The organism is Nitrosococcus wardiae (genome assembly GCF_004421105.1).
In the GTDB taxonomy this organism is placed as follows: domain Bacteria; phylum Pseudomonadota; class Gammaproteobacteria; order Nitrosococcales; family Nitrosococcaceae; genus Nitrosococcus; species Nitrosococcus wardiae.
The window spans coordinates 622,441-641,720 of record NZ_CP038033.1; the positions used below are offsets into that span (position 1 = coordinate 622,441).

A 19,280-nucleotide genomic window follows, 5' to 3' on the forward strand; every position below is an offset into this window, starting at 1 on the left:
AGGGATTTAATTAATTATTCTGCGAAAGGATCCCGCAAAATAATGGTTTGTTCCCGATCTGCCCCGGTGGAAATAATATCAATAGGAATACCGCATAGCTCTTCTATTTTTTTAAGATAAAGGCGGGCATTTTCCGGTAACTGGTCGTACTCTGTTATTCCCACCGTTGACGCTTGCCACCCTGATAATTCTATGTAAACAGGCTCACAGCGAAGGAGAGCTGCGCTATCAGGGGGTGCTTCAGAACGCTCTCCATTAGAGCGGTAAGCCACACAGAGGCGCAACCTTTCCAAGCCATCAAGCACATCTAACTTCGTTACACAAAGGCCGGAGACGCCATTAATAATAGCTGCGCGCCGCAATGCCACTAAGTCTAACCAACCGCAGCGCCGAGGGCGATGGGTAGTTGCGCCGAATTCCTGCCCCCGCTTAGCCAGATAGGTGCCAATATCATCCCCTAATTCCGTCGGGAAAGGACCATAGCCGACCCGCGTTGTATAAGCCTTAGTAATGCCAACAATATAATCCAAATCACGTGGCCCTACCCCGCTTCCCGTCGATGCACCACCGGCAGTCGTATTGGAGGAAGTTACAAAGGGATAAGTGCCGTGATCAATATCCAAAAAAGCCCCTTGAGCTCCTTCAAACAGAATATTCTTCCCCTGTAGTCGGAGTTGGGCTAACAACATTGGCACATCGGCGACTAAATGGCTAAATTTCGCCTTAAACTCCAAGGCCTGCTCTAATACCTGCTCACAGCTAACGGGCTCAGCCCGATAATACTCCCGCAAAATAAAATTATGATAATCCATAATCTCAGCCAGGTTAGCTGCGAAACTACTTTCATCAGATAAATCGCCCACTCTTAGCGTACGGCGTGCGACTTTATCTTCATAGGCAGGGCCAATACCACGGCCAGTCGTTCCAATTGCTCGCTCCCCACGGGCTATCTCCCGTGCCTTATCAAGGGCAACATGGTAGGGCAAAACAAGGGGACAGGCAGAACTAATCTTCAAGCGCTCCCGAGCGGGTACCCCCTGCTCCTCGAGCATTCTAGTCTCCTCCATTAAGGCACTTGGAGAGAGCACTACGCCATTGCCAATCATACACAAGACATTGTCCCGCAAGATCCCAGAAGGAACCAAATGCAGGACAGTTTTCTCACCTTTGATAACTAAAGTGTGGCCTGCATTGTGCCCCCCCTGAAAACGGACAACCGCCTCCACGCGATCAGTCAGGAGATCAACTAATTTCCCTTTGCCCTCGTCACCCCACTGGCAACCTACCACCACGACGTTTTTAGCCACGCCTTCGCTTCCTTATTTCTGTAACCTGCCATTGCCCCTTTTCTAGTACCAACTCTCGATTACAATCTAATTCCTCGAAGTCATTGGCGATACCAGGAAACCCATAAACAACCTGCTCCCCTTGCTGACGCAGACGAGCCACTTCCTGCTCAAAGGCGGGATCCTCTGACCAAGGGGCGTAAATCCCTCGACAGGAAGCTGAAGTATGACTACTAAGTGTCACTAATTCTTTTAAATCTATACTAAAACCAGTTGCTGGCTGGGCGCGCCCAAATACTTTTCCAATGTCGTCGTAACGCCCACCCTGAGCAACGGCCTGTCCCCGACCTGGAATATAGACGGCAAAAACAAGACCTGTATGGTAACGGTAGCCTCGGAGTTCGCCTAAATCAAAATGTATAGGCACTTGAGGTAAATACTTATCAGCCAGCACAGCTACCTTCTTTAAGGTCATTAATGCGTGCTCCACTCCGCTCCCCGTCAGAACCTGTTCCGCTTCGGCAAGGACTTCACTGCCTCCATTGAGGTTTGTTAAAGCCGTAAACATATGCCGAAGCTTTGAACTCACGCCATTATTCTGCAGTATTAAGTCCATCTCATCTTGAGCCTTACGCTGCAGAGCATCAAATAAAATATATTCTTCTTCAGATGACAATCCTGCCTGGGATACAAGATCTCGGAATATCCCTACATGGCCAAGATCTAGATGAGCTTGCTTAATGCCTACACTCTCTAGAGCCTCCAAAGCCAACCGCAGAACTTCCAGATCACTTTCAATGCCTCCATGCCCGTAGAGTTCAGCTCCCACCTGAATGGGATTACGGGCGCCACCCAGCCCCTGGGGTAAGGTATGCAATACGCTGCCTATATAACATAGCCGAATAATACCTTTTCGTTTGATGCGATGGGCAGCAATTCGAGCTACCTGAGGGGTAATATCAGCACGCACTCCCATTAGCCGACCGGTAAGCTGATCAGTGAGCTTAAAAGTCTGCAACTCTAAATCAGTCCCCACACCAGTAAGCAGGGATTCTAAATACTCAATGAGGGGAGGTACCACAAGCTCATAGCCCCAGGAGTGGAAAAGATCAATAAGCACACGTCGCGCGCACTCTAGCTGCTCTGCCTCAGCAGGCAAGAGCTCGCCTACTCCTTCAGGCAGGAGCCAACGTTCAGTTATCGGCATTGTTGTAAACTAGGCTTTGCGGAGAGAAGGTAAGCGGCGGGTGCTTTGCTTCGCACCCGCACACTAAACCCACATCATTCAAGTTCTGGTTTGGCAAATCTTGAGTCGGGTTCCGACCCAAATTCTGGTTTAGGATTAAAGAAGCGAAAAAATTCCCCTTTCGGTTCCAATAACAGGAGATTGTTCCCCCCTTGCGCGAAAACCTTGCGATACGCGGTTAGGCTACGATAAAGGGCATAGAATTCTGGATCTCGGCCAAAGGTTTCTGCATAAACCTTAGTTGCCATTGCGTCCCCTGCACCGCGAACATTTTCAGCCTCTTTTTTGGCGTTCGCCAGGATAATAGTACGCTGTCGGTCCGCCTCCGAACGGATACGTTCGGCAATCTCAGCCCCCTGGGAGCGCAGCTCACTGGCCACTCGCTGCCGCTCGGCCTCCATCCGAGCATAAACCGAATCGCTGACATCCTTTGGCAAATCAATGCGCTTGATGCGCACATCCGCAATCGTAATCCCAAACTCTTTGGCCTGGTTATTCGCCCGCCTTGCCATGGTTTCCATGATAAGGGCACGCTGACCAGAAACCACCTCCTGGATGGATCGGCTGCCAAATTCACTCCGCAGGCCGTCCTTGATAATTTGAGATAGACGCAAGGCAGCGCGGCTCTCATCTCCTGTCATGGACCGGTAGTACTGGGCCACATCGCTAATCCGCCACATTATAAAGGCATCAACGATGACGTTTTTCTTCTCAACTGTAAGATAGCGCTCAGCCTCCGTGTCCAGGGTAAGCACTCGGCCATCAAATTTACGCACTGAATTAAAAAACGGCACTTTGAAGTGGAGGCCAGGCTCGAAATCCGCCCGCTCGATTTTACCCAACCACAACAAGAGCGCTCGCTCCCGTTCATCGACAATGAAAACGCTCTGCGAGCCGATGATTAACAAGACAACCAGGAGGCCAGCCAAGATACTAAAGCTTTTACTCATCACCGCGCCCTCCGACTCCGGCTTTCGTCAGCACTGCTCTGGCGCGTGCGCGCCTCTCTCTCCAAGGCTCCTTTGCCGAAGGGGGACAATTGATCCAGGGAAATCGCACGCTGCTCCTCCTCCGATCTTCCCTCCTGCACCATACGGTCAAGAGGCAGATAAAAGACATTCGTGCCTTCGGGGACATCCACCAACACCTTACGGCTGCGGTCCATCACCGACTCCATGGCTTCCAAATAAAGCCGCTCTTCGGTAATTTGCGGCGCATCGAGGTACTCCTTTAACACCTGGGCAAAACGAGCCGTCTCACCTTCAGCGTGGGCAACAGCCTCATTCTTGTAGGCTTCCGCTTCCTGGACCCTACGGAAAGCGGCACCGCGGGCCTTAGGAATAATATCGTTGGCGTATGCTTCGGCCTCATTCCTTAACCTCTGTTGGTCTTCCCGCGCTTTGATAGCATCGGCAAAGGCCTCTTGTACTTGCTCCGGCGGCTGGGCATCCTGCATGTTCACACTGGTGACAATTAGCCCTGCATTATATTGGTCCAAAACTTGCTGCGCTAATTTCTCCGTCTGTAGCATTACCTCAGCGCGGCCTTCGGTCAACACAAAGTCCATGGTGTTCTTACCCACGACTTCCCGAAGAGCGCTTTCGACCACCTGGCGCAGATTGATATCCGCATTACGCACATTAAATACATAATTGGCCGCATCCTTGACCCGGTATTGGACCGCAATCCGAACATCCACTATATTTTCATCTTGCGTGAGCATCAGTGCTTCGGTGGGTACCGGCGATCCGGCCCGGCCCCTACCCGTAGAGCGGTAACCAATCTCGTAGCTCCGGATTTGGGAAACATCAACCAGCTCCACTTCCTCAATAGGATAAGGAATGTGCCAGTGAGGTCCTGGCTCAGTCGTGGTAACGTATTCGCCGAAACGCAACACCACACCGCGCTCGGCAGGGGCGACAATATAGATGCCCGAGAGCAGCCACACCACAGCAAGGATCAACACCAACAGACCCACGCCTACAACACTACCGCCGCGACCTAAGGGCGGGCGACCACCGCCTGGCGCTCCACCACCCCTACCACCGAACAGCCCACTAAGCTTGGCTTTCAGGTTACGGATGACTTCATCAAGGTCGGGTGGCCCTTGTTGGTCACCACCTTTACCCCATTGATCCCCTTCTTTGCTCCAAGGATCTTTATCTTTGTCTTTGTTCTCGTTCGGCTCATTCCAAGCCATTAATCTACCTACTCCAACTGTTGTGCGGGCATCTATAATCAATACCTGCAGGTTGTTCACAAGGAGAATATTGACAGTAACTTGACATTCATTCTACAGGGAGATAACTCTAGCCGGCAAGTTTCACCCCTAGCAAGCTCGAATCGCCTGCTGAGGGTTCACAATGGTTTCCTTCGCCGGGAAATATTCGGCCAACGCTTGCCGCAACAATTCAATACCCTCTCCGCTAGCAGCCGACAACCACACTCGGCAGATTCGACCGGAAGCATCCCTTTCCAGTCGCGGCTGGCAACTCTCTATCTGATCAATTTTATTATAAATTTCCAGTTGAGGAACCTCCTCTGCACCGATTGTTTGAAGGACTCTGTTCACCTGGGCAATAAGCACCTGACGCTCTTCCGAAGAAGCATCGACGACATGAAGCAATAAGGCCGCATCGCGGGTCTCCTCTAAGGTAGAGCGAAAGGCTTCTACCAAATCATGAGGCAAATTGCGAATGAAACCTACGGTATCCGCCAATACGAGAGGCTGTACCATTGCCAGCCGCAAGCGCCGTAACATGGGATCTAGAGTCGCAAATAGCCTGTTATCCGCCAGAACCTGGGCCGTTGTTAAGCGATTAAATAAAGTAGACTTACCAGCATTAGTATAACCCACCAGAGAAACGGTAGGCACTTGCGCCTTGTGCCGTGAACGCCGACTCTGATCACGCTGTTTCCGTACTCGCCCCAACCGCTTATGAAGTTGTCGGATACGATTACCGATTAAGCGGCGATCAGTTTCTAGCTGTGTTTCACCAGGTCCCCGCAGACCAATGCCTCCTTTTTGTCGCTCCAAGTGGCTCCAACCACGCACTAAACGAGTGGAAAGATGCTGTAGCTGGGCCAATTCGACCTGTAACTTACCTTCATGGGAGCGGGCCCGCTGAGAAAAAATATCAAGAATCAGCTCTGTTCGATCCAATACCCGGCATTGCAAAGACTGCTCCAAGTTACGCGCTTGGGCTGGACTCAGATTATGGTTGAATACGACTAAATTTGCTTGTTCGGCATCCACCCAGCCACGGATTTCATCGACTTTACCCCGGCCAATAAAATACTTGGGATGGGGAGCATGGCGCCTCCCGGCGATGGTCGTGATGACTTCTATGCCTGTGGAAGAAACAAGCTCCCTAAATTCTGCTTGCTCCTCACGATAAGCATAAGCGGAGGCATGAAAGTGGATATGGACCAAAATAGCGCTATAGCTATATTTCCCACCGCCCTTGGGATGCTCAAACAATCCAATTCCCCTGGAATTTTTCAGTTAACCTGGGATAGAATGCCGCTCTAATCGGCAGATTGCGATCCTCCGATATGATGGATATTCCCTCCTTCGCTATTAGATAATTTAACATTGCGTGCAGGCACGACCGTAGAGATGGCATGTTTGTATACCATCTGACTGACAGAATTTTTCAGCAAAACAACAAATTGGTCAAAAGATTCTATCTGCCCTTGCAATTTGATCCCATTAACAAGATAGATCGAAACTGGAACCCGCTCCTTACGCAAAGCATTAAGAAAGGGGTCTTGTAACGACTGCCCACGTGACATTGGCCTTTTCTCCCTCGTAATTCTTGTTTTCAATGATAGAAAGGCCAGAGAGAAGGCGTGCTAAGCGCCTATCCGGCTTCGAGATAATCACACCACAAAAGGTTATTATTTCTATTCCCAGTCACCACTTATGTATAGACCAATTACTCAACTATGTATAGACCAATTAAAGAGTTGAGTTGCTTTATTTTCCAACACAAGATTGACATTATTGTTGCCTTATCTCGATATAACGACACCTACTTAGTACTGATATCCCGTTCTATATTCAATTTTTTCGTCTTTATCCACTGGCCCGGACTAAAGTCTAGCACACGCTCGCGACTAGGAGCGACAAATTCAAAACGTGGTTAGATTGAAGCTTGGGCGAGAGCCGCCTTTAGCTGCTGCCATGCCTTCTCCATGTAGTCTTTTCCATCAGGGTCAATATGAATAGCCTCCTCTTCCCGCCGCAACCAGGTCAACTGCCGCTTAGCCATTTGCCGAGTCGCGGTAATAGCCTGTTCAACCATGGCAGGGAAAGAAAGCCGCCCCTGTAAATAAAGCCAGGCCTGACGATACCCTACCGCGCGGATGGAAGAAAGCTCTATACGCAGGTCTGGACGTTTAAATAAGCCTTTAACTTCCTCCAAAAATCCTGCTTCTAGCATGGCATAGAAGCGTTGCTCAATACGGGTATGAAGGGACGCCCGTTCCCTAGGAGCTAAAATAAGCTTAATTGTTCGATAGGGGAATTCAGCCTCTTGGGTATCAGCGATTAACTCACTCAAAGGCCTACCCGTCAACTGGAAAACCTCCAAAGCGCGTTGGATACGCTGAGGATCATGGCAATGGATACGCCGCGCGGCTATAGGATCTATCTCAGCCAAGCGGCGATGCAAAGCCCCCCAGCCTTTCACCATTGCCTCCCTGTCTATGGCAGCCCGAACCTCCGGATCAGCCGGAGGAAGAGGAGAAATTCCATATCTGAGAGCATGAAAATACAACATCGTTCCTCCAACTAGGAGGGGAATGCGACCCCGTTGGCTAATCGCCTGCATCAAGGGCAGAGCATCAGCACGAAAGCGACCTGCCGAATAAGCTTCCGCTGGATCGAGAATATCAATCAAATGATGGGGATAACAACGCCGTACCATTAGGTTGGGTTTGGCAGTGCCAATATCCATACCACGATACACTTGGGCCGAATCGACACTAATAATTTCACAGGGCAAACGCTCAGCAAGCGCTAAGGCAAGCTCAGTTTTACCTGAAGCAGTCGGCCCCATAAGAAGTAGTGCAGGTGGCCGAATAAACATAAAATAGCCAGTAAGCTAAGATGAGAACTAGAGACCCACTCCGACAACAAAAGCGAAACAGAACGGACCTATCGCTTCATAGAGTCAAAAAACTCAGTATTAGTCTTGGTCTCTTTTAGCCTATTAAGCAGAAACTCCATAGCTTCAGCCTCTTCCATGGGGGCCAGCAGCTTATGTAAAATCCATGTTTTTTGAAGATTTTCTGGGTTGGTGAGGAGTTCTTCACGGCGCGTACCAGAGCGGTTGATATTAATGGCTGGATAGATGCGCTTTTCAGCAAGTTTTCGCTCCAGGTGGATCTCCATATTACCGGTACCCTTGAATTCTTCATAAATGACATCATCCATGCGCGAGCCTGTATCGATAAGGGCGGTGGCAATAATAGTCAAGCTGCCACCCTCTTCTAGATTACGAGCCGCGCCGAAGAAACGTTTTGGCCGCTGTAACGCATTCGCATCAACACCGCCTGTAAGCACTTTGCCCGATGAAGGTATCACCGTATTATAAGCGCGGGCCAAACGAGTAATGGAATCCAATAAAATCACCACATCCCGCTTATGCTCCACCAGCCGTTTGGCTTTTTCGATCACCATCTCCGCTACCTGAACATGACGGCTTGCAGGCTCATCGAAAGTACTGGAGACCACCTCACCCCGCACGGAGCGAGCCATCTCCGTGACCTCTTCAGGCCGCTCATCAATCAGCAGGACAATGAGATAACACTCCGGATGGTTAGCAGTAATAGATTGGGCGATATTCTGGAGCATCACAGTCTTGCCCGATTTGGGGGAAGAAACAATAAGCCCTCGCTGCCCCTTGCCAATTGGTGCAACCAGATCTATGACCCGGGGAGTAAGATCCTCCGTGCTTCCATTGCCTCGCTCCAAAACCAAGCGTTCGTTAGCAAACAAAGGGGTCAAATTCTCGAATAGTACCTTGTTCCGAGATTGCTCTGGCGGCTCAAAATTGATGTTGTTAACCTTAAGCAAGGCAAAATAGCGCTCTCCTTCTTTGGGAGGTCGGATCTTGCCTTCAATAGTATCTCCCGTCCGGAGACCAAAACGCCTTATTTGGCTGGGCGAGACATAGATATCATCAGGCCCAGCAAGATAAGAAGCGCTCGCCGAACGGAGAAAACCAAATCCATCCTGGAGCAATTCCAGTACCCCGCTGCCGTAGATATCCTCGCCATTCTTTGCATGTGCTTTGAGCAGTGCGAAGATAAGGTCTTGCCGGCGCAGACGAGACATACCCTCCAGCCCCATGGACTGGGCAATATCTAAGAGTTCAGAAGCACTCTTCGTCTTGAGTTCAGTCAGATTCATGAAAGTCCGTCTAGTTGTTATGAGGCAATATATATTGAATGGTTAATGCAAAGACACCCTAGTTACCCGGGCATAATTCACAAACGGAGGAACTTGAAGGAACTGGATCTTAGACGGTGGTGTTTAGCTAAGTTGCGAAATTACCACCAAAAATCCCTCCCGTCTAGCCCTACAGGAATCCAATTACAATGAAAATTTATCCAAATGCTGTGCTATTATAAATTGCCCCTTCGGGCATTCTAGGTTAATCTTTAGAGCTTCCAACTTTGGAGAGGTGGCCGAGCGGTTGAAGGCGCACGCCTGGAAAGTGTGTATACGCTAGCCGCGTATCGAGGGTTCGAATCCCTCCCTCTCCGCCAAATCAAATCAAGGCCCAGAGACCTAAAACTCGGCCTTTGTTCTTGAAAATTAAGAGGATCTAGATCCCCATAGCCAACCACCGAAGTGCGGATAAAAACACTGGACAGCAGTAGATGGTTTTAACAAGAAAAGGGCTGAGAAATCCTCTTCTCCGCGCTCCCCATAATTAAGCCGGCCTAGCTTGGCAATCAGAACGGCGAGTATTGGGTTTCTTATTCCCTACGGCTTTGATTCGCCTTAATCTTTGAATACTTAAATTTGGCTATCTTCCGCCCACATTAAAGCTGATCCATCTCTCTCTATCCAGCTCATAGATCATAATTTCAGGATTCTTCATAAAATATGAAAGCATGGGAAATGAACAGAGAAAAGCGGTTTCTTTAAGGGTTACTTTTGGATCCAAGCGCTATCAAAGATATCAGCCGAGCTTAATAATACCGGCCTCGACTCCCCATAAGCTAACGTGGCTGTCAATACAATAAGCCCTGCGACTTGAGAGCTTTTCACAACCTTGAGGGCAACATGAAATGTTTTAACATCCTTAATATCCTATCATAGCAACTTAATTACACCTTTACAAGGAAACAACGACATGGGCTGTCTTCCTAGGTAAAACGGCCTGTTGGCACACCCTATGCCGTACACAGACCGGCACCTCGAGTGGAAGAGTCGTTTATTCTTGTTCTTAGCACCCTATTCGCGGTACAATTTTCATGCTTTTAGTGGAAGCCTAGGGCCGGGAGGGTCCGAAGTTTAAGCGCGTGGAGCGGTAAAGGCCATGGTAACACCGTTGCCAAGGAACTGCTAAAGAATGCGAATTGTCGGACTGACAAGATTTTGAATGGGCAAAATCGAAGTTAGCCATGATAAAACTCCAAAAATCTTATAAAATTGTAGTGATCCACAATGGTGGCTCGCGCCGGTCCCCTCGCAACGATATGTTGTGAACCCCGTCAGGCCTGGAAGGGAGCAGCGGTAGCAACGGATTCGTGTGCCGGGGTGTGGCTGGTACGAGCTGCCGCCATTGCCAAATCCATCCCTTATCTATCCCCTCGATGCAAATTAGTCGACGGCAAGATATAAAATATGATACATCGATATATCGCCGCCGCTGAGCAAAGAGCGGGTTATTGAATCCATGAGCTATCAAGTTCTCGCACGAAAATGGCGACCTCGTAATTTCACCCAGCTGGTAGGCCAAGAACACGTCGTCCGGGCTTTAATCAATAGCCTAGATAATGACCGCTTACATCATGCCTTTTTATTTACGGGGACCCGGGGTGTAGGCAAAACAACCCTGGCCCGTATTCTTGCCAAATCTCTTAATTGTGAGGAGGGAGTAGGATCAACACCCTGCGGTCATTGCCAGAACTGTCGAGCAATTGATGCCGGGAATTTTGTGGATCTCATCGAGGTAGATGCCGCCTCTCGCACAGGGGTAGATGATACCCGCGAATTGCTGGAGAATGTCCACTATGCGCCAAGCCGCGGCCGCTATAAAGTTTATCTTATCGATGAAGTACACATGTTCTCCACTTCAAGTTTCAACGCTTTGCTCAAAACTCTGGAAGAGCCGCCCCCTCACATTAAATTTCTGCTAGCCACAACAAATCCTAAAAAATTACCCGTAACTGTGCTTTCCCGCTGCCTCCAGTTTAATTTGCGGCGTATCACTCCCGAGACCATAGCGAGCCACTTGGATCAGATCCTCACTGAAGAACAGGTTCCCTCAGAATTCCAAGCATTGACTTTGATTGCCCGGGCTGCTGAAGGCAGCATGCGTGATGCCCTTAGCCTTCTAGACCAGGCTATCAGCTATGGCGGGGGGCAAGTGATGACGGCCGACGTGCGTATCATGCTAGGGAGCATTGAACAGCGAGACTTACTAGTACTACTCGATGCCCTTCTCGGTGGCAATGGACAAGAATTAATTGGAAAAGTAAGGGAAATCTGCGACTACTCAGTCGATATCCCCTTGATACTGGCAGACTTGCTGCATTTACTACAACGGCTTGCTCTCTACCAATTTGCCCCAGATACAGTCGACGATATTGATGAACGTGAAGCCTTCCACAGTCTCGCTACACGGATGACGCCTGAGGATGTTCAGTTATTTTACCAAATTGGACTTATTGGCAACCGCGACCTCGCCTATGCGCCCGATCCGCGCGCGGCTTTTGAGATGGTCCTATTACGTATGTTGTGCTTTCATCCAGTCAACGGTGATTCCCTCCACCAAACCTTTGCTGATGATGATCCCAAACAAGAAAAAACAAGATCGGTTCCGCCTACTCCACCCCCAGTGTCAAAACCCCGCACTCCTTCCCCTTCAGACACCGATCATTGGCCAAAACTGGTCACCCAGCTAAAATTAACTGCTGTTACACAACAACTGGCGGAAAACTGTGCCTTAGAACGGCATGAGGAAGATACCTTATATCTGCAACTAGCACCGAATATGGCCAATCTTCACAACAAGCGTGTAGAGGAACGTCTACGGCAAGCTCTAGAAGCGTATTATGATAAACCGACTCAATTGGTTATCCGGATTGCAGATGCAAAAACCGACATTGATACGGTGGCAACCAGACGCAAAAAGGAACATACAGCGTGGCAACAGGCTGCGGTAGAGTCTATTGAAAACGATGCCAATATTAAGGCACTTCGTGAAACCTTCAATGCCCAACTGCCGCTAGACAGTGTTCGTCCCCTCACGAAGCCCGAACAGGAATAATGCCCTGTTCTAAAAACCCGAGACAAATCCAAACCCTATTAAGGAGTTTAAGATAATGAAAGGTGGACTTGGCAATTTAATGAAACAAGCTCAGCAACTCCAGTCAAATATGGAAAAAGCCCAAGAGGAACTGGCTAATATGGAAATCACCGGCCAAGCAGGGGGTGGTGTGGTAAGCGTAGTTATGACTGGCCGTTATGACTGCCGACGTATTACCATCAACAACGAGCTATGGCAGGAAGATAAAGAAATGGTGGAAGACCTAGTCGCCGCAGCAATTAACGATGCGGTCCGCCAGATAGAAACCCAGTCAAAGGAAAAAATGGCGAGTATGACTTCCGGCATGCTCCCCCCTGGCTTTAAGATGCCATTCTAAACATTAGTGAATATTATTCCCTAAACGTAACCTCTCTATCCTCGTGAATTTATTCGGTCCTTCACTAGGGCGCCTCCTTGAAGCCCTGCGCTGCCTTCCTGGCGTTGGCCCCAAATCTGCACAACGCATGGCCTTTCACTTGCTGGAATCCGACCGGGAAGGGGGTCAACGCCTAGCTCAGGCATTATTGGAAGCTCTTGGCAAAATCACTCACTGCCAAGCCTGCCGCATCTTAAGCGAAACTGATCTGTGTCCCCTCTGTACTGATCCCAAACGGGATCGCAGCCAACTCTGTGTTGTAGAGATGCCCAGCGATGTTCAAGCCATTGAGCAAGCTACGGCCTATCTCGGCGTGTACTTTGTCTTAATGGGCCGCCTCTCTCCCCTGGATGGAATTGGTCCGGAGGCCTTAGGGATGGACTTATTAGCTAAACGCTTGGACACAGATCAGATTCGCGAAGTTATCTTGGCGACTAATCTCACTGTAGAAGGTGAAGCAACAGCCCATTACGTCAGCGAACTGGCACGAAGCCGCGGTATCACCGTAAGCCGTATTGCCCATGGGGTTCCTCTGGGCGGCGAACTTGAATTTGTTGACAGCGGCACTCTATCCCATGCCTTCCAGGGCCGGCACCATTTATAAACAGGTTTAAACTGCTTCAAGTTCTACGATATCTACCCGATAATAGTCTTGACCATCATTGTGAAATACTAAATTGATAGGCTATTCTGGAAGGATTCGGATCGTTGCGAAGTAAATTATGCTTGACCCGCAAACTACCGTTGATCGGCTTAAGGCTTACCCTGGTGTCCTCTTGCGGCAGCCAATCTATAATCAACACCTAGAGTTTTATGCCTATGAATTAAGCTATTACCCTCAAGCCCAAGGATGCGCTGAGGAAAATCACCGGGGTTTAATCACTGCCTTAGCGGGGCGAGGACTCCAAACCATGGTCGGGCGGCACCAAACCTTTGTAGACCTGAAACCCGCGGGGATGAAACAACAAACCCTGATCCAATTTCCCAAAAATCAATTAGTACTTGAAGCCCCCTCTCGTGTCCCCTTTGATGAGGCCAATTTACGGGCTCTGGAAGGGCTTAGTAAACAAGGTTACCGGCTTGCTCTTTTAGATTACTTGCCCCCCCAACCTCATCCCCTAGCCCAAGTTGCCCAATTTATTGTCTTAGATTTCAATCTACTAGATACGGATAAGCTAGAACATCAAGTCAGCCTACTCCAACAACAACGGAGCAAATTAGTCGCTAAGAACGTTAATAAGCCCCTTGAATTCGAACTATGTAAATCATTAGGGTTTGATCTTATTCAAGGAAGTTTCAGCACCCATCTCAACAGCTACTCTCAACAACGGGTTTCCCCCTCGCGCCAACTGACCCTGCGCTTATTAGTAAAATTACAGAATCCAGAAGCGATAGTGGATGAGTTAGATGCACTCATACGCCAGGATGCCACCTTAAGTTATAAGTTGCTCCGTTTGGTTAACTCCGCCTTCTTCGGCCTTCGGCGCCGGCTAGCAAGTTCCCGGGAAGCTATTATTATTTTGGGGATACAGCGGATTAAAACATGGGCCAGCCTGTTAGCCCTCTCTGGGCTTGATGATAAACCGAATGAAATTCGCACCACTGCTTTTCTCCGCGCCCGCATGTGCGAATTACTGGGAAAAAGCCTCGCGAAAGCCCCCAACGAAATTTTTTTTTCGGTCGGATTATTCTCTGCCCTAGACGTACTGCTTAACACCCCTTTAAACCAATTGCTTAAATCTCTTCCCCTTGCCGACGAAGCTAAGGAAGCCATTTTAGAGCACAAGGGATTGGCAGGCCAAATTCTGAATATGACTCTCGCCTACGAACAAGGTGATTGGGATCAACTTCGCTATGGGCCGCTGCCACTAACGACAGTGAAAGAAGCCTATCTTGAAGCCCTGGTTTGGGCAACAGAAATTGAAGAGGAATTAAAACGCTTTTAGCCGGCCCTGATGATAAAATTTAGGGTATGGTATTCAAGTTAAGTATCTCAGTGAAAGTTTTGGAGTATTCCTGAAGCGAGCCGGTGGTGTGGAGCCAGAGGACAGGGAAGTCTCCACACCACCGGCTCGCTTCTAAAACACCCCATATTTTATTCATAGGTACTTAGTCCTCCCATGGGCGAGCTTTATTACATAGATTCTAACGTATCAGCCAGCGTTTTTCCCGATCCTAGATTGGCACTGAGCGAACCCAACGGGCTATTAGCTGTGGGCGGCGATCTGTCGCCTGAGCGGCTTATCACTGCCTACAGAAAGGGCATCTTTCCCTGGTACAATCAAGGACAACCCATACTCTGGTGGTCGCCAGACCCACGCCTGGTCCTATTTCCCGAACAGCTGCATATTTCTCGAAGTTTGCGCAAACGGCTGCGCAGAGGAACTTATCGGGTCACGCTAGATCAGGATTTTCCAGGGGTCATTCAAGCTTGCGCCAGCCCTCGCCGGGACGAGGAGGGGACCTGGATCACCGCCGAGATGGAAAGTGCCTATTTCCGCCTCCACCGAATAGGGATAGCTCACTCAGTAGAAGCTTGGGAAGAGGATAAGTTAATCGGAGGACTATATGGAGTGAGCATAGGCCGTATTTTTTTTGGCGAGTCCATGTTTAGTCAGCGTCCAGATGCCTCTAAAGTGGCGCTGGTCTATCTCTGCCGTCAACTGCAACAGTGGGGGTTTCCTCTCCTTGATTGTCAAATCCAATCTGAGCACCTGCAACGCCTTGGAGCTCAAACCATCCCCCGGGACGAATTTCTCCACTGGCTACAACAGTTCTGCAATACCCCCTCGATTAAAGGGCCATGGCACCTCGGCCCGGATCTTAATGGATAGCTATGACCTCCTATTTGAGCCTGGATTTTTACCTCTCCTCTCCCCATTCTTGCGGCTACCTACCCGGCCAAACAGCAACCAACCTCTTCGTTGATCCCGAGGTCGCCATGGATATAGCCCATTATAGTACTCTGGCCCGCCTTGGCTTCCGCCGCAGCGGTCGCCTCGTGTATCGGCCCCACTGCTCCCATTGTTCTGCTTGCTTACCCGTACGGATTCCCGTAGCTCAATTCCAACCCAATCGTAGCCAACAACGCGCTTGGAAAATCAACCAGGATTTAAGTGCTATTTACCGCCCAGTGGAATTTCGTGCAGAGCATTTTGATCTTTTTTATCGCTACCTTAAGGTGCGCCACGTCAAGGGGGGTATGGATAACTCAACGCCTGAAGATTATCTCAGTTTTATCGCGAGTGACTGGGATGAAACCTCCTTAATTGAATTTCGTGATGCCAAAGATCAACTGCTTGCTGTCGCAGTAATAGATGCCCTCACTGATGGGATCTCGGCCGTCTATAGTTTCTTCGATCCTATCCTTAAAAGACGCAGCTTGGGTGTTTATATCATCTTGTGGGAGATCAATGAAGCAAAAGAGCTCAATTTACCTTATGTCTACTTGGGCTATTGGATTAAGGCTTGCCAAAAAATGCAATACAAATCTACTTTTCGCCCCTTAGAGGTCTATCAAGACAAAAAGTGGAGCATTTTTGAAGAAACATGATAAAATTTAGTCATCTATTCTCACCCATTCCAGGAGGTCATTGGAAACTGCATGGCAAAAGAAGAGAGCATTGAAATGGAAGGAACAGTGGTCGATACTCTACCCAACACCATGTTCCGAGTAGAACTGGAAAACGGCCATATCATTACTGCCCATATTTCTGGCAGAATGCGCAAACATTATATTCGTATTCTTAGGGGGGATAGAGTCACTGTCCAACTCACTCCTTATGACCTTAGCAAAGGTCGTATCGTTTATCGTTCCCGTTGATGTCACCCTCCCCGCTTCCCCCTCGCCTCTACTATCTACTATAAACTTACATAATGCCTTAAGTAACTAACCTATACTTCAGAAGCCAAGGTCAGCCGTCAATTATTGCGGCCCCGCCGCCCCTCAATTGGCTTGCCGCTTTTCCTATGGCTAGGCTCGCCGCATCTGCCATAGACTGATTCCCCCTAAAAATAAAAAGGCCACTAAAGTCCATCCGGGTATAGTCAACCCCAAAAAATTCCATTGGACTTCAGCGCATTCACCAGAACCCCTAAGCACCAACTCCAAAGCCTCGGTTAAGGGAAAATTATCTAAAATGAAACTTAGGCCAGGACCACAGGCAGGGATCTGATCAGGGGGAAGATTCTGTAACCAAACATGGCGCCCAGACAGGCCTATCCCAATTAGAGTAATGACAAACCCTAACCAGGCGTATACCTTCAACCCCCAACCTTTAGGGTTATGAACTGCGGCCATTAAAAACACTCCCCCCATAGCAAGTACCACTACGCGGGATAAGATACAAAGAGGACAAGGCTCCAAACTCTTAACAAATTGAAAATAACCTGCTATCGCCAACATTAAGGCACAGAGCAAAAAACTTAAAAAGAACGTCCATCGGACGGAAAGCCCCATAAGACCCACTCCTTAATTTTTTATAATTTTTGCCGAGATACTTATCCCTCCTATAAAGGGAATACTATAACACTTTACTCCTCCTCGACTCTTGAGCCAAACTACAATGTAATTAGAGAAATAGGAAGACTGAGATGAATACACAGGATAAAGAAGATAAACTTACTCGCGCCTATCATAAAATGATAAGCCGTGTGCGTTCCATATTAGGCGAGGAAGAAAGCAAGACTAAACCTGAGGTTCCTAAAGGCATTGAAGCCGCCAAACAAAAAGCCGTTGAACTGGGTGAATTGAGCCAGGAAGAAGCCGATCAGCTAGGCGATTATCTACGCCGTGATTTAGAAGACGCGGCAAAATATTTGAGCGACACTGGCAAAGCCCTCGGCGACTGGCTCATGCTGGATCTTGAACTCATTGAAGAACAACTGCTAGATACTTTTTCCCAAGTCGCTGATAAAACCCAGCTCGAACTGGCCCTCTGGGCGGAGCAGGCCCGCCATGCTCAGGATTACTACACGGGCGAGATCGTGGGTATCGGGACCTTTGCCTGCTTAAGTTGCGGCGAACGCCTCCATTTTCATAAGCCAAGCCGCCTACCCTCCTGCCCCAAATGTCACCATACCCTCTTCAAGCGTTTAAAACGAAACCAGCAGAGCGAGAGCATGTAATTTTTACCCCATGCTGAATTGAAAAGCTATTGGAAAATCCCTTTTTGGACAAGGCGGGTTGAGCGTAGCGACCGATTCGCCAGGAATGAACCGGACCGTATGCAGCACGCCCACAGGGTACGGGCCAGGGATGGCCTGCAACAAATCCAGCAATTCACCTTTCCATGGTGCGCACCGCCATACTCTACACATCCACCAACTTGTCATGAATTAAAAAAGGGGCGCCGCAGCGCCCCCCTCAAATTGTTGGAATAATTTGCTTACCAGAAGAAATAACCGCCAACACCCACTACGTCGGCATCCTGCTCCTGACCATCATGCCATTCATTTTCCACACGGGAGTATTCGGCCACCAACTTCAGGTTGGCATTAACATCATGATAGATACCCACCACATAGGATTCCTGTTTATCAATTCGCGCCCCGCCAGCACCTGCACAATTTATATCATTAGGACGAAGGCGGCAAAGTTCATCATTATTGGTCTCATCCGCTTCTGAGCGGCCATAGCTTGCTGCCACTTTGGTGCGGTCCATGATGGTGTAGCCCCCCTGGACCAGCCAGCCCCTGTTGTCACGCTTCTCCCCGGTCGCATCTAGAGAATCTGCATCCAGGAGGAAGGAGGTCCCCAAGCCCTCACCATCGTAGTAGGAACCCGTAACCTCAAAGCCCATAAACTGGATTTGCGTGCCTGCGGTCCAACCCCAGGCCTCCACCTCGGTACCATTTTGGAACTCCGCATCCTGCCACATTCCCGCGCCCCAAACCTGGTAGCTGCCATTATTGAAGGTGCCAGCATAGCTGATTTCACCTTCGGCGCGGGGAGTATCGGTCTCGGTGGCGCAGTTCACGCCGCTAGCAACAGGAATTAGATTGCCCGTCACTGGATTAATAACGCTACCTTCACCGCAGATTTGGGAAGGATCCACCCCCGCCAAAGCTACCTTGAAGCCCATCATGTCAGGGCTGCTCCAACGAATCTGGGAGTTAAAGTTTGGATAGAGGTAGCCATAACCAATCCGTCCCAGGGTAAACCCGCCTCCGTGGACGTCGCCGGTGGCACCCACACCAAATAGGGTCTGGTCAGTAAGGATATTTTTGCCCATGAACAGGGACAAAGTCCGCCCTAGAAGGACCTGACCAAAGGCCCCATCTACGGTAAAGAAGGCTTCCCGGAACTCAATATTGGAGCCTAAATCATCTGTAGAATCACTTCTTACTTTGCCGATACCCTGATGACCGATACCATTTTCAATACCGAGATCACTGTTCTTGGTATTGGCATTGTTGGTCTGACCCGCAAAGCTAACCCGGGCCCCCATATCTAAACCATTCCAGGTGGGCGCCTTCACATTGAAGCTAAATAAGGCCGGCATGAGGCCGGTGCGGAAACGGCTAGATTCCACGCCTGTTCTGACAAGCTGACCGTTCTCATCTATAAAGGTATTGCCGGAAATGTTGCCACCAATCACTCCCATAGGCAGTTCTTCTGTGTCGCTATAGACATAGAACTGGTTGATATTACCGTCAAAGCTGACTTCCCAACCATTCTCCCCGCCCACCACAACGACAGCCCCTGCAGGCAGCGAGAGCCCCATGGCGGCAGCAGCAGCCACAGCGAGCTTGGTTTTCTTAAAGTTTTTCATAAATACCCCCTTCTTCAGTAGAAGCTGATTATCATCATGACCCTAAAC

At 49.3% G+C, this 19,280-nt stretch carries 18 protein-coding genes, 1 tRNA gene and 1 other RNA gene; 10 read left to right on the plus strand and 10 right to left on the minus strand.

Annotation, left to right across the window (positions count from 1 at the left end):
* Nucleotides 1-14: 14 nt before the first annotated feature.
* From E3U44_RS03045 to rho, 8 genes are all read right to left on the minus strand, one after another.
* Nucleotides 15-1,307, minus strand: coding sequence for an adenylosuccinate synthase (locus E3U44_RS03045; RefSeq protein WP_134356608.1), 1,293 nt, complete (start codon nt 1,305-1,307; stop codon nt 15-17).
* Nucleotides 1,300-2,493 (minus strand): ATP phosphoribosyltransferase regulatory subunit, encoded by a 1,194-nt coding sequence (locus E3U44_RS03050; RefSeq protein WP_134356609.1) that lies wholly within the window; start codon nt 2,491-2,493, stop codon nt 1,300-1,302. The genes E3U44_RS03045 and E3U44_RS03050 overlap by 8 nt, the downstream gene beginning before the upstream one ends.
* A gap of 74 nt (nt 2,494-2,567) precedes the next feature.
* Complete coding sequence (hflC, locus tag E3U44_RS03055) at nt 2,568-3,482, minus strand: protease modulator HflC (protein WP_206054875.1); 915 nt, start codon at nt 3,480-3,482, stop codon at nt 2,568-2,570.
* Nucleotides 3,482-4,732 (minus strand): FtsH protease activity modulator HflK, encoded by a 1,251-nt coding sequence (gene hflK / locus E3U44_RS03060; RefSeq protein ID WP_134356611.1) that lies wholly within the window; start codon nt 4,730-4,732, stop codon nt 3,482-3,484. The genes hflC and hflK overlap by 1 nt, the downstream gene beginning before the upstream one ends.
* Nucleotides 4,733-4,861: 129 nt before the next feature.
* The gene (gene hflX, locus E3U44_RS03065) at nt 4,862-6,013 is read right to left on the minus strand and encodes a ribosome rescue GTPase HflX (protein ID WP_134356612.1); all 1,152 of its coding nucleotides are present in this window, start codon (nt 6,011-6,013) and stop codon (nt 4,862-4,864) included.
* A 47-nt stretch (nt 6,014-6,060) separates the two neighbouring features.
* On the minus strand, nt 6,061-6,327 hold the full coding sequence (gene hfq / locus E3U44_RS03070; protein ID WP_134356613.1) for an RNA chaperone Hfq: 267 nt from the start codon (nt 6,325-6,327) through the stop codon (nt 6,061-6,063).
* A gap of 350 nt (nt 6,328-6,677) precedes the next feature.
* Complete coding sequence (gene miaA / locus E3U44_RS03075; protein WP_134356614.1) at nt 6,678-7,625, minus strand: tRNA (adenosine(37)-N6)-dimethylallyltransferase MiaA; 948 nt, start codon at nt 7,623-7,625, stop codon at nt 6,678-6,680.
* 68 nt (nt 7,626-7,693) lie between these two features.
* Nucleotides 7,694-8,950 carry a transcription termination factor Rho gene (gene rho, locus E3U44_RS03080; protein ID WP_134356615.1) on the minus strand — a complete coding sequence of 419 codons (1,257 nt, stop codon included), beginning with the start codon at nt 8,948-8,950 and terminating at the stop codon, nt 7,694-7,696.
* Nucleotides 8,951-9,218: 268 nt separating this feature from the next.
* Here rho and E3U44_RS03085 point away from each other — a divergent pair.
* The 9 genes from E3U44_RS03085 (at nt 9,219) to infA (ending at nt 16,282) form a co-directional block, all read left to right on the plus strand.
* A tRNA-Ser gene (locus E3U44_RS03085) sits at nt 9,219-9,309 on the plus strand.
* A gap of 918 nt (nt 9,310-10,227) precedes the next feature.
* Nucleotides 10,228-10,324, plus strand: an RNA gene (gene ffs, locus E3U44_RS03090) — signal recognition particle sRNA small type.
* 124 nt (nt 10,325-10,448) lie between these two features.
* On the plus strand, nt 10,449-12,044 hold the full coding sequence (gene dnaX / locus E3U44_RS03095) for a DNA polymerase III subunit gamma/tau (protein WP_134356616.1): 1,596 nt from the start codon (nt 10,449-10,451) through the stop codon (nt 12,042-12,044).
* A gap of 52 nt (nt 12,045-12,096) precedes the next feature.
* On the plus strand, nt 12,097-12,420 hold the full coding sequence (locus E3U44_RS03100; RefSeq protein ID WP_206054946.1) for a YbaB/EbfC family nucleoid-associated protein: 324 nt from the start codon (nt 12,097-12,099) through the stop codon (nt 12,418-12,420).
* Between the two features lie 43 nt (nt 12,421-12,463).
* Nucleotides 12,464-13,063 carry a recombination mediator RecR gene (gene recR / locus E3U44_RS03105; RefSeq protein WP_134356618.1) on the plus strand — a complete coding sequence of 200 codons (600 nt, stop codon included), beginning with the start codon at nt 12,464-12,466 and terminating at the stop codon, nt 13,061-13,063.
* 118 nt (nt 13,064-13,181) lie between these two features.
* Nucleotides 13,182-14,405: an EAL and HDOD domain-containing protein gene (locus E3U44_RS03110; protein ID WP_134356619.1), complete on the plus strand. Its 1,224-nt coding sequence runs from the start codon at nt 13,182-13,184 to the stop codon at nt 14,403-14,405.
* Between the two features lie 174 nt (nt 14,406-14,579).
* Nucleotides 14,580-15,293: a leucyl/phenylalanyl-tRNA--protein transferase gene (gene aat, locus E3U44_RS03115; RefSeq protein ID WP_134356620.1), complete on the plus strand. Its 714-nt coding sequence runs from the start codon at nt 14,580-14,582 to the stop codon at nt 15,291-15,293.
* 2 nt (nt 15,294-15,295) lie between these two features.
* On the plus strand, nt 15,296-16,012 hold the full coding sequence (locus tag E3U44_RS03120) for an arginyltransferase (RefSeq protein ID WP_134356621.1): 717 nt from the start codon (nt 15,296-15,298) through the stop codon (nt 16,010-16,012).
* A gap of 51 nt (nt 16,013-16,063) precedes the next feature.
* Nucleotides 16,064-16,282: a translation initiation factor IF-1 gene (infA, locus tag E3U44_RS03125; RefSeq protein ID WP_134356622.1), complete on the plus strand. Its 219-nt coding sequence runs from the start codon at nt 16,064-16,066 to the stop codon at nt 16,280-16,282.
* A gap of 150 nt (nt 16,283-16,432) precedes the next feature.
* Here infA and E3U44_RS03130 read toward each other — a convergent pair whose 3' ends face one another.
* Entirely contained in the window at nt 16,433-16,918 is a 486-nt protein-coding gene (locus tag E3U44_RS03130; RefSeq protein ID WP_134356623.1) for a disulfide bond formation protein B, read from the minus strand.
* A 134-nt stretch (nt 16,919-17,052) separates the two neighbouring features.
* Between E3U44_RS03130 and E3U44_RS03135 the strand changes: the two genes are divergently transcribed.
* Nucleotides 17,053-17,586: a zinc ribbon-containing protein gene (locus tag E3U44_RS03135; RefSeq protein ID WP_134356624.1), complete on the plus strand. Its 534-nt coding sequence runs from the start codon at nt 17,053-17,055 to the stop codon at nt 17,584-17,586.
* A gap of 260 nt (nt 17,587-17,846) precedes the next feature.
* On the opposite strand, the gene E3U44_RS03140 is transcribed toward E3U44_RS03135, so the two are convergent.
* Nucleotides 17,847-19,232 (minus strand): porin, encoded by a 1,386-nt coding sequence (locus E3U44_RS03140; RefSeq protein WP_134356625.1) that lies wholly within the window; start codon nt 19,230-19,232, stop codon nt 17,847-17,849.
* Between the last annotated feature and the right edge of the window lie 48 nt (nt 19,233-19,280).

What these genes read in the sequence shown, in the direction of transcription:
- E3U44_RS03050 (WP_134356609.1), bottom strand. Translation starts at nt 2,493, where the DNA reads ATGCCGATAACTGAACGTTGGCTCCTGCCTGAAGGAGTAGGCGAGCTC.
- hflC (WP_206054875.1), bottom strand. Translation starts at nt 3,482, where the DNA reads ATGAGTAAAAGCTTTAGTATCTTGGCTGGCCTCCTGGTTGTCTTGTTA.
- hflK (WP_134356611.1), bottom strand. Translation starts at nt 4,732, where the DNA reads ATGGCTTGGAATGAGCCGAACGAGAACAAAGACAAAGATAAAGATCCT.
- hfq (WP_134356613.1), bottom strand. Translation starts at nt 6,327, where the DNA reads ATGTCACGTGGGCAGTCGTTACAAGACCCCTTTCTTAATGCTTTGCGT.
- miaA (WP_134356614.1), bottom strand. Translation starts at nt 7,625, where the DNA reads ATGTTTATTCGGCCACCTGCACTACTTCTTATGGGGCCGACTGCTTCA.
- rho (WP_134356615.1), bottom strand. Translation starts at nt 8,950, where the DNA reads ATGAATCTGACTGAACTCAAGACGAAGAGTGCTTCTGAACTCTTAGAT.
- dnaX (WP_134356616.1), top strand. Translation starts at nt 10,449, where the DNA reads ATGAGCTATCAAGTTCTCGCACGAAAATGGCGACCTCGTAATTTCACC.
- E3U44_RS03110 (WP_134356619.1), top strand. Translation starts at nt 13,182, where the DNA reads ATGCTTGACCCGCAAACTACCGTTGATCGGCTTAAGGCTTACCCTGGT.
- aat (WP_134356620.1), top strand. Translation starts at nt 14,580, where the DNA reads ATGGGCGAGCTTTATTACATAGATTCTAACGTATCAGCCAGCGTTTTT.
- E3U44_RS03120 (WP_134356621.1), top strand. Translation starts at nt 15,296, where the DNA reads ATGACCTCCTATTTGAGCCTGGATTTTTACCTCTCCTCTCCCCATTCT.
- infA (WP_134356622.1), top strand. Translation starts at nt 16,064, where the DNA reads ATGGCAAAAGAAGAGAGCATTGAAATGGAAGGAACAGTGGTCGATACT.
- E3U44_RS03130 (WP_134356623.1), bottom strand. Translation starts at nt 16,918, where the DNA reads ATGGGGCTTTCCGTCCGATGGACGTTCTTTTTAAGTTTTTTGCTCTGT.
- E3U44_RS03135 (WP_134356624.1), top strand. Translation starts at nt 17,053, where the DNA reads ATGAATACACAGGATAAAGAAGATAAACTTACTCGCGCCTATCATAAA.
- E3U44_RS03140 (WP_134356625.1), bottom strand. Translation starts at nt 19,232, where the DNA reads ATGAAAAACTTTAAGAAAACCAAGCTCGCTGTGGCTGCTGCTGCCGCC.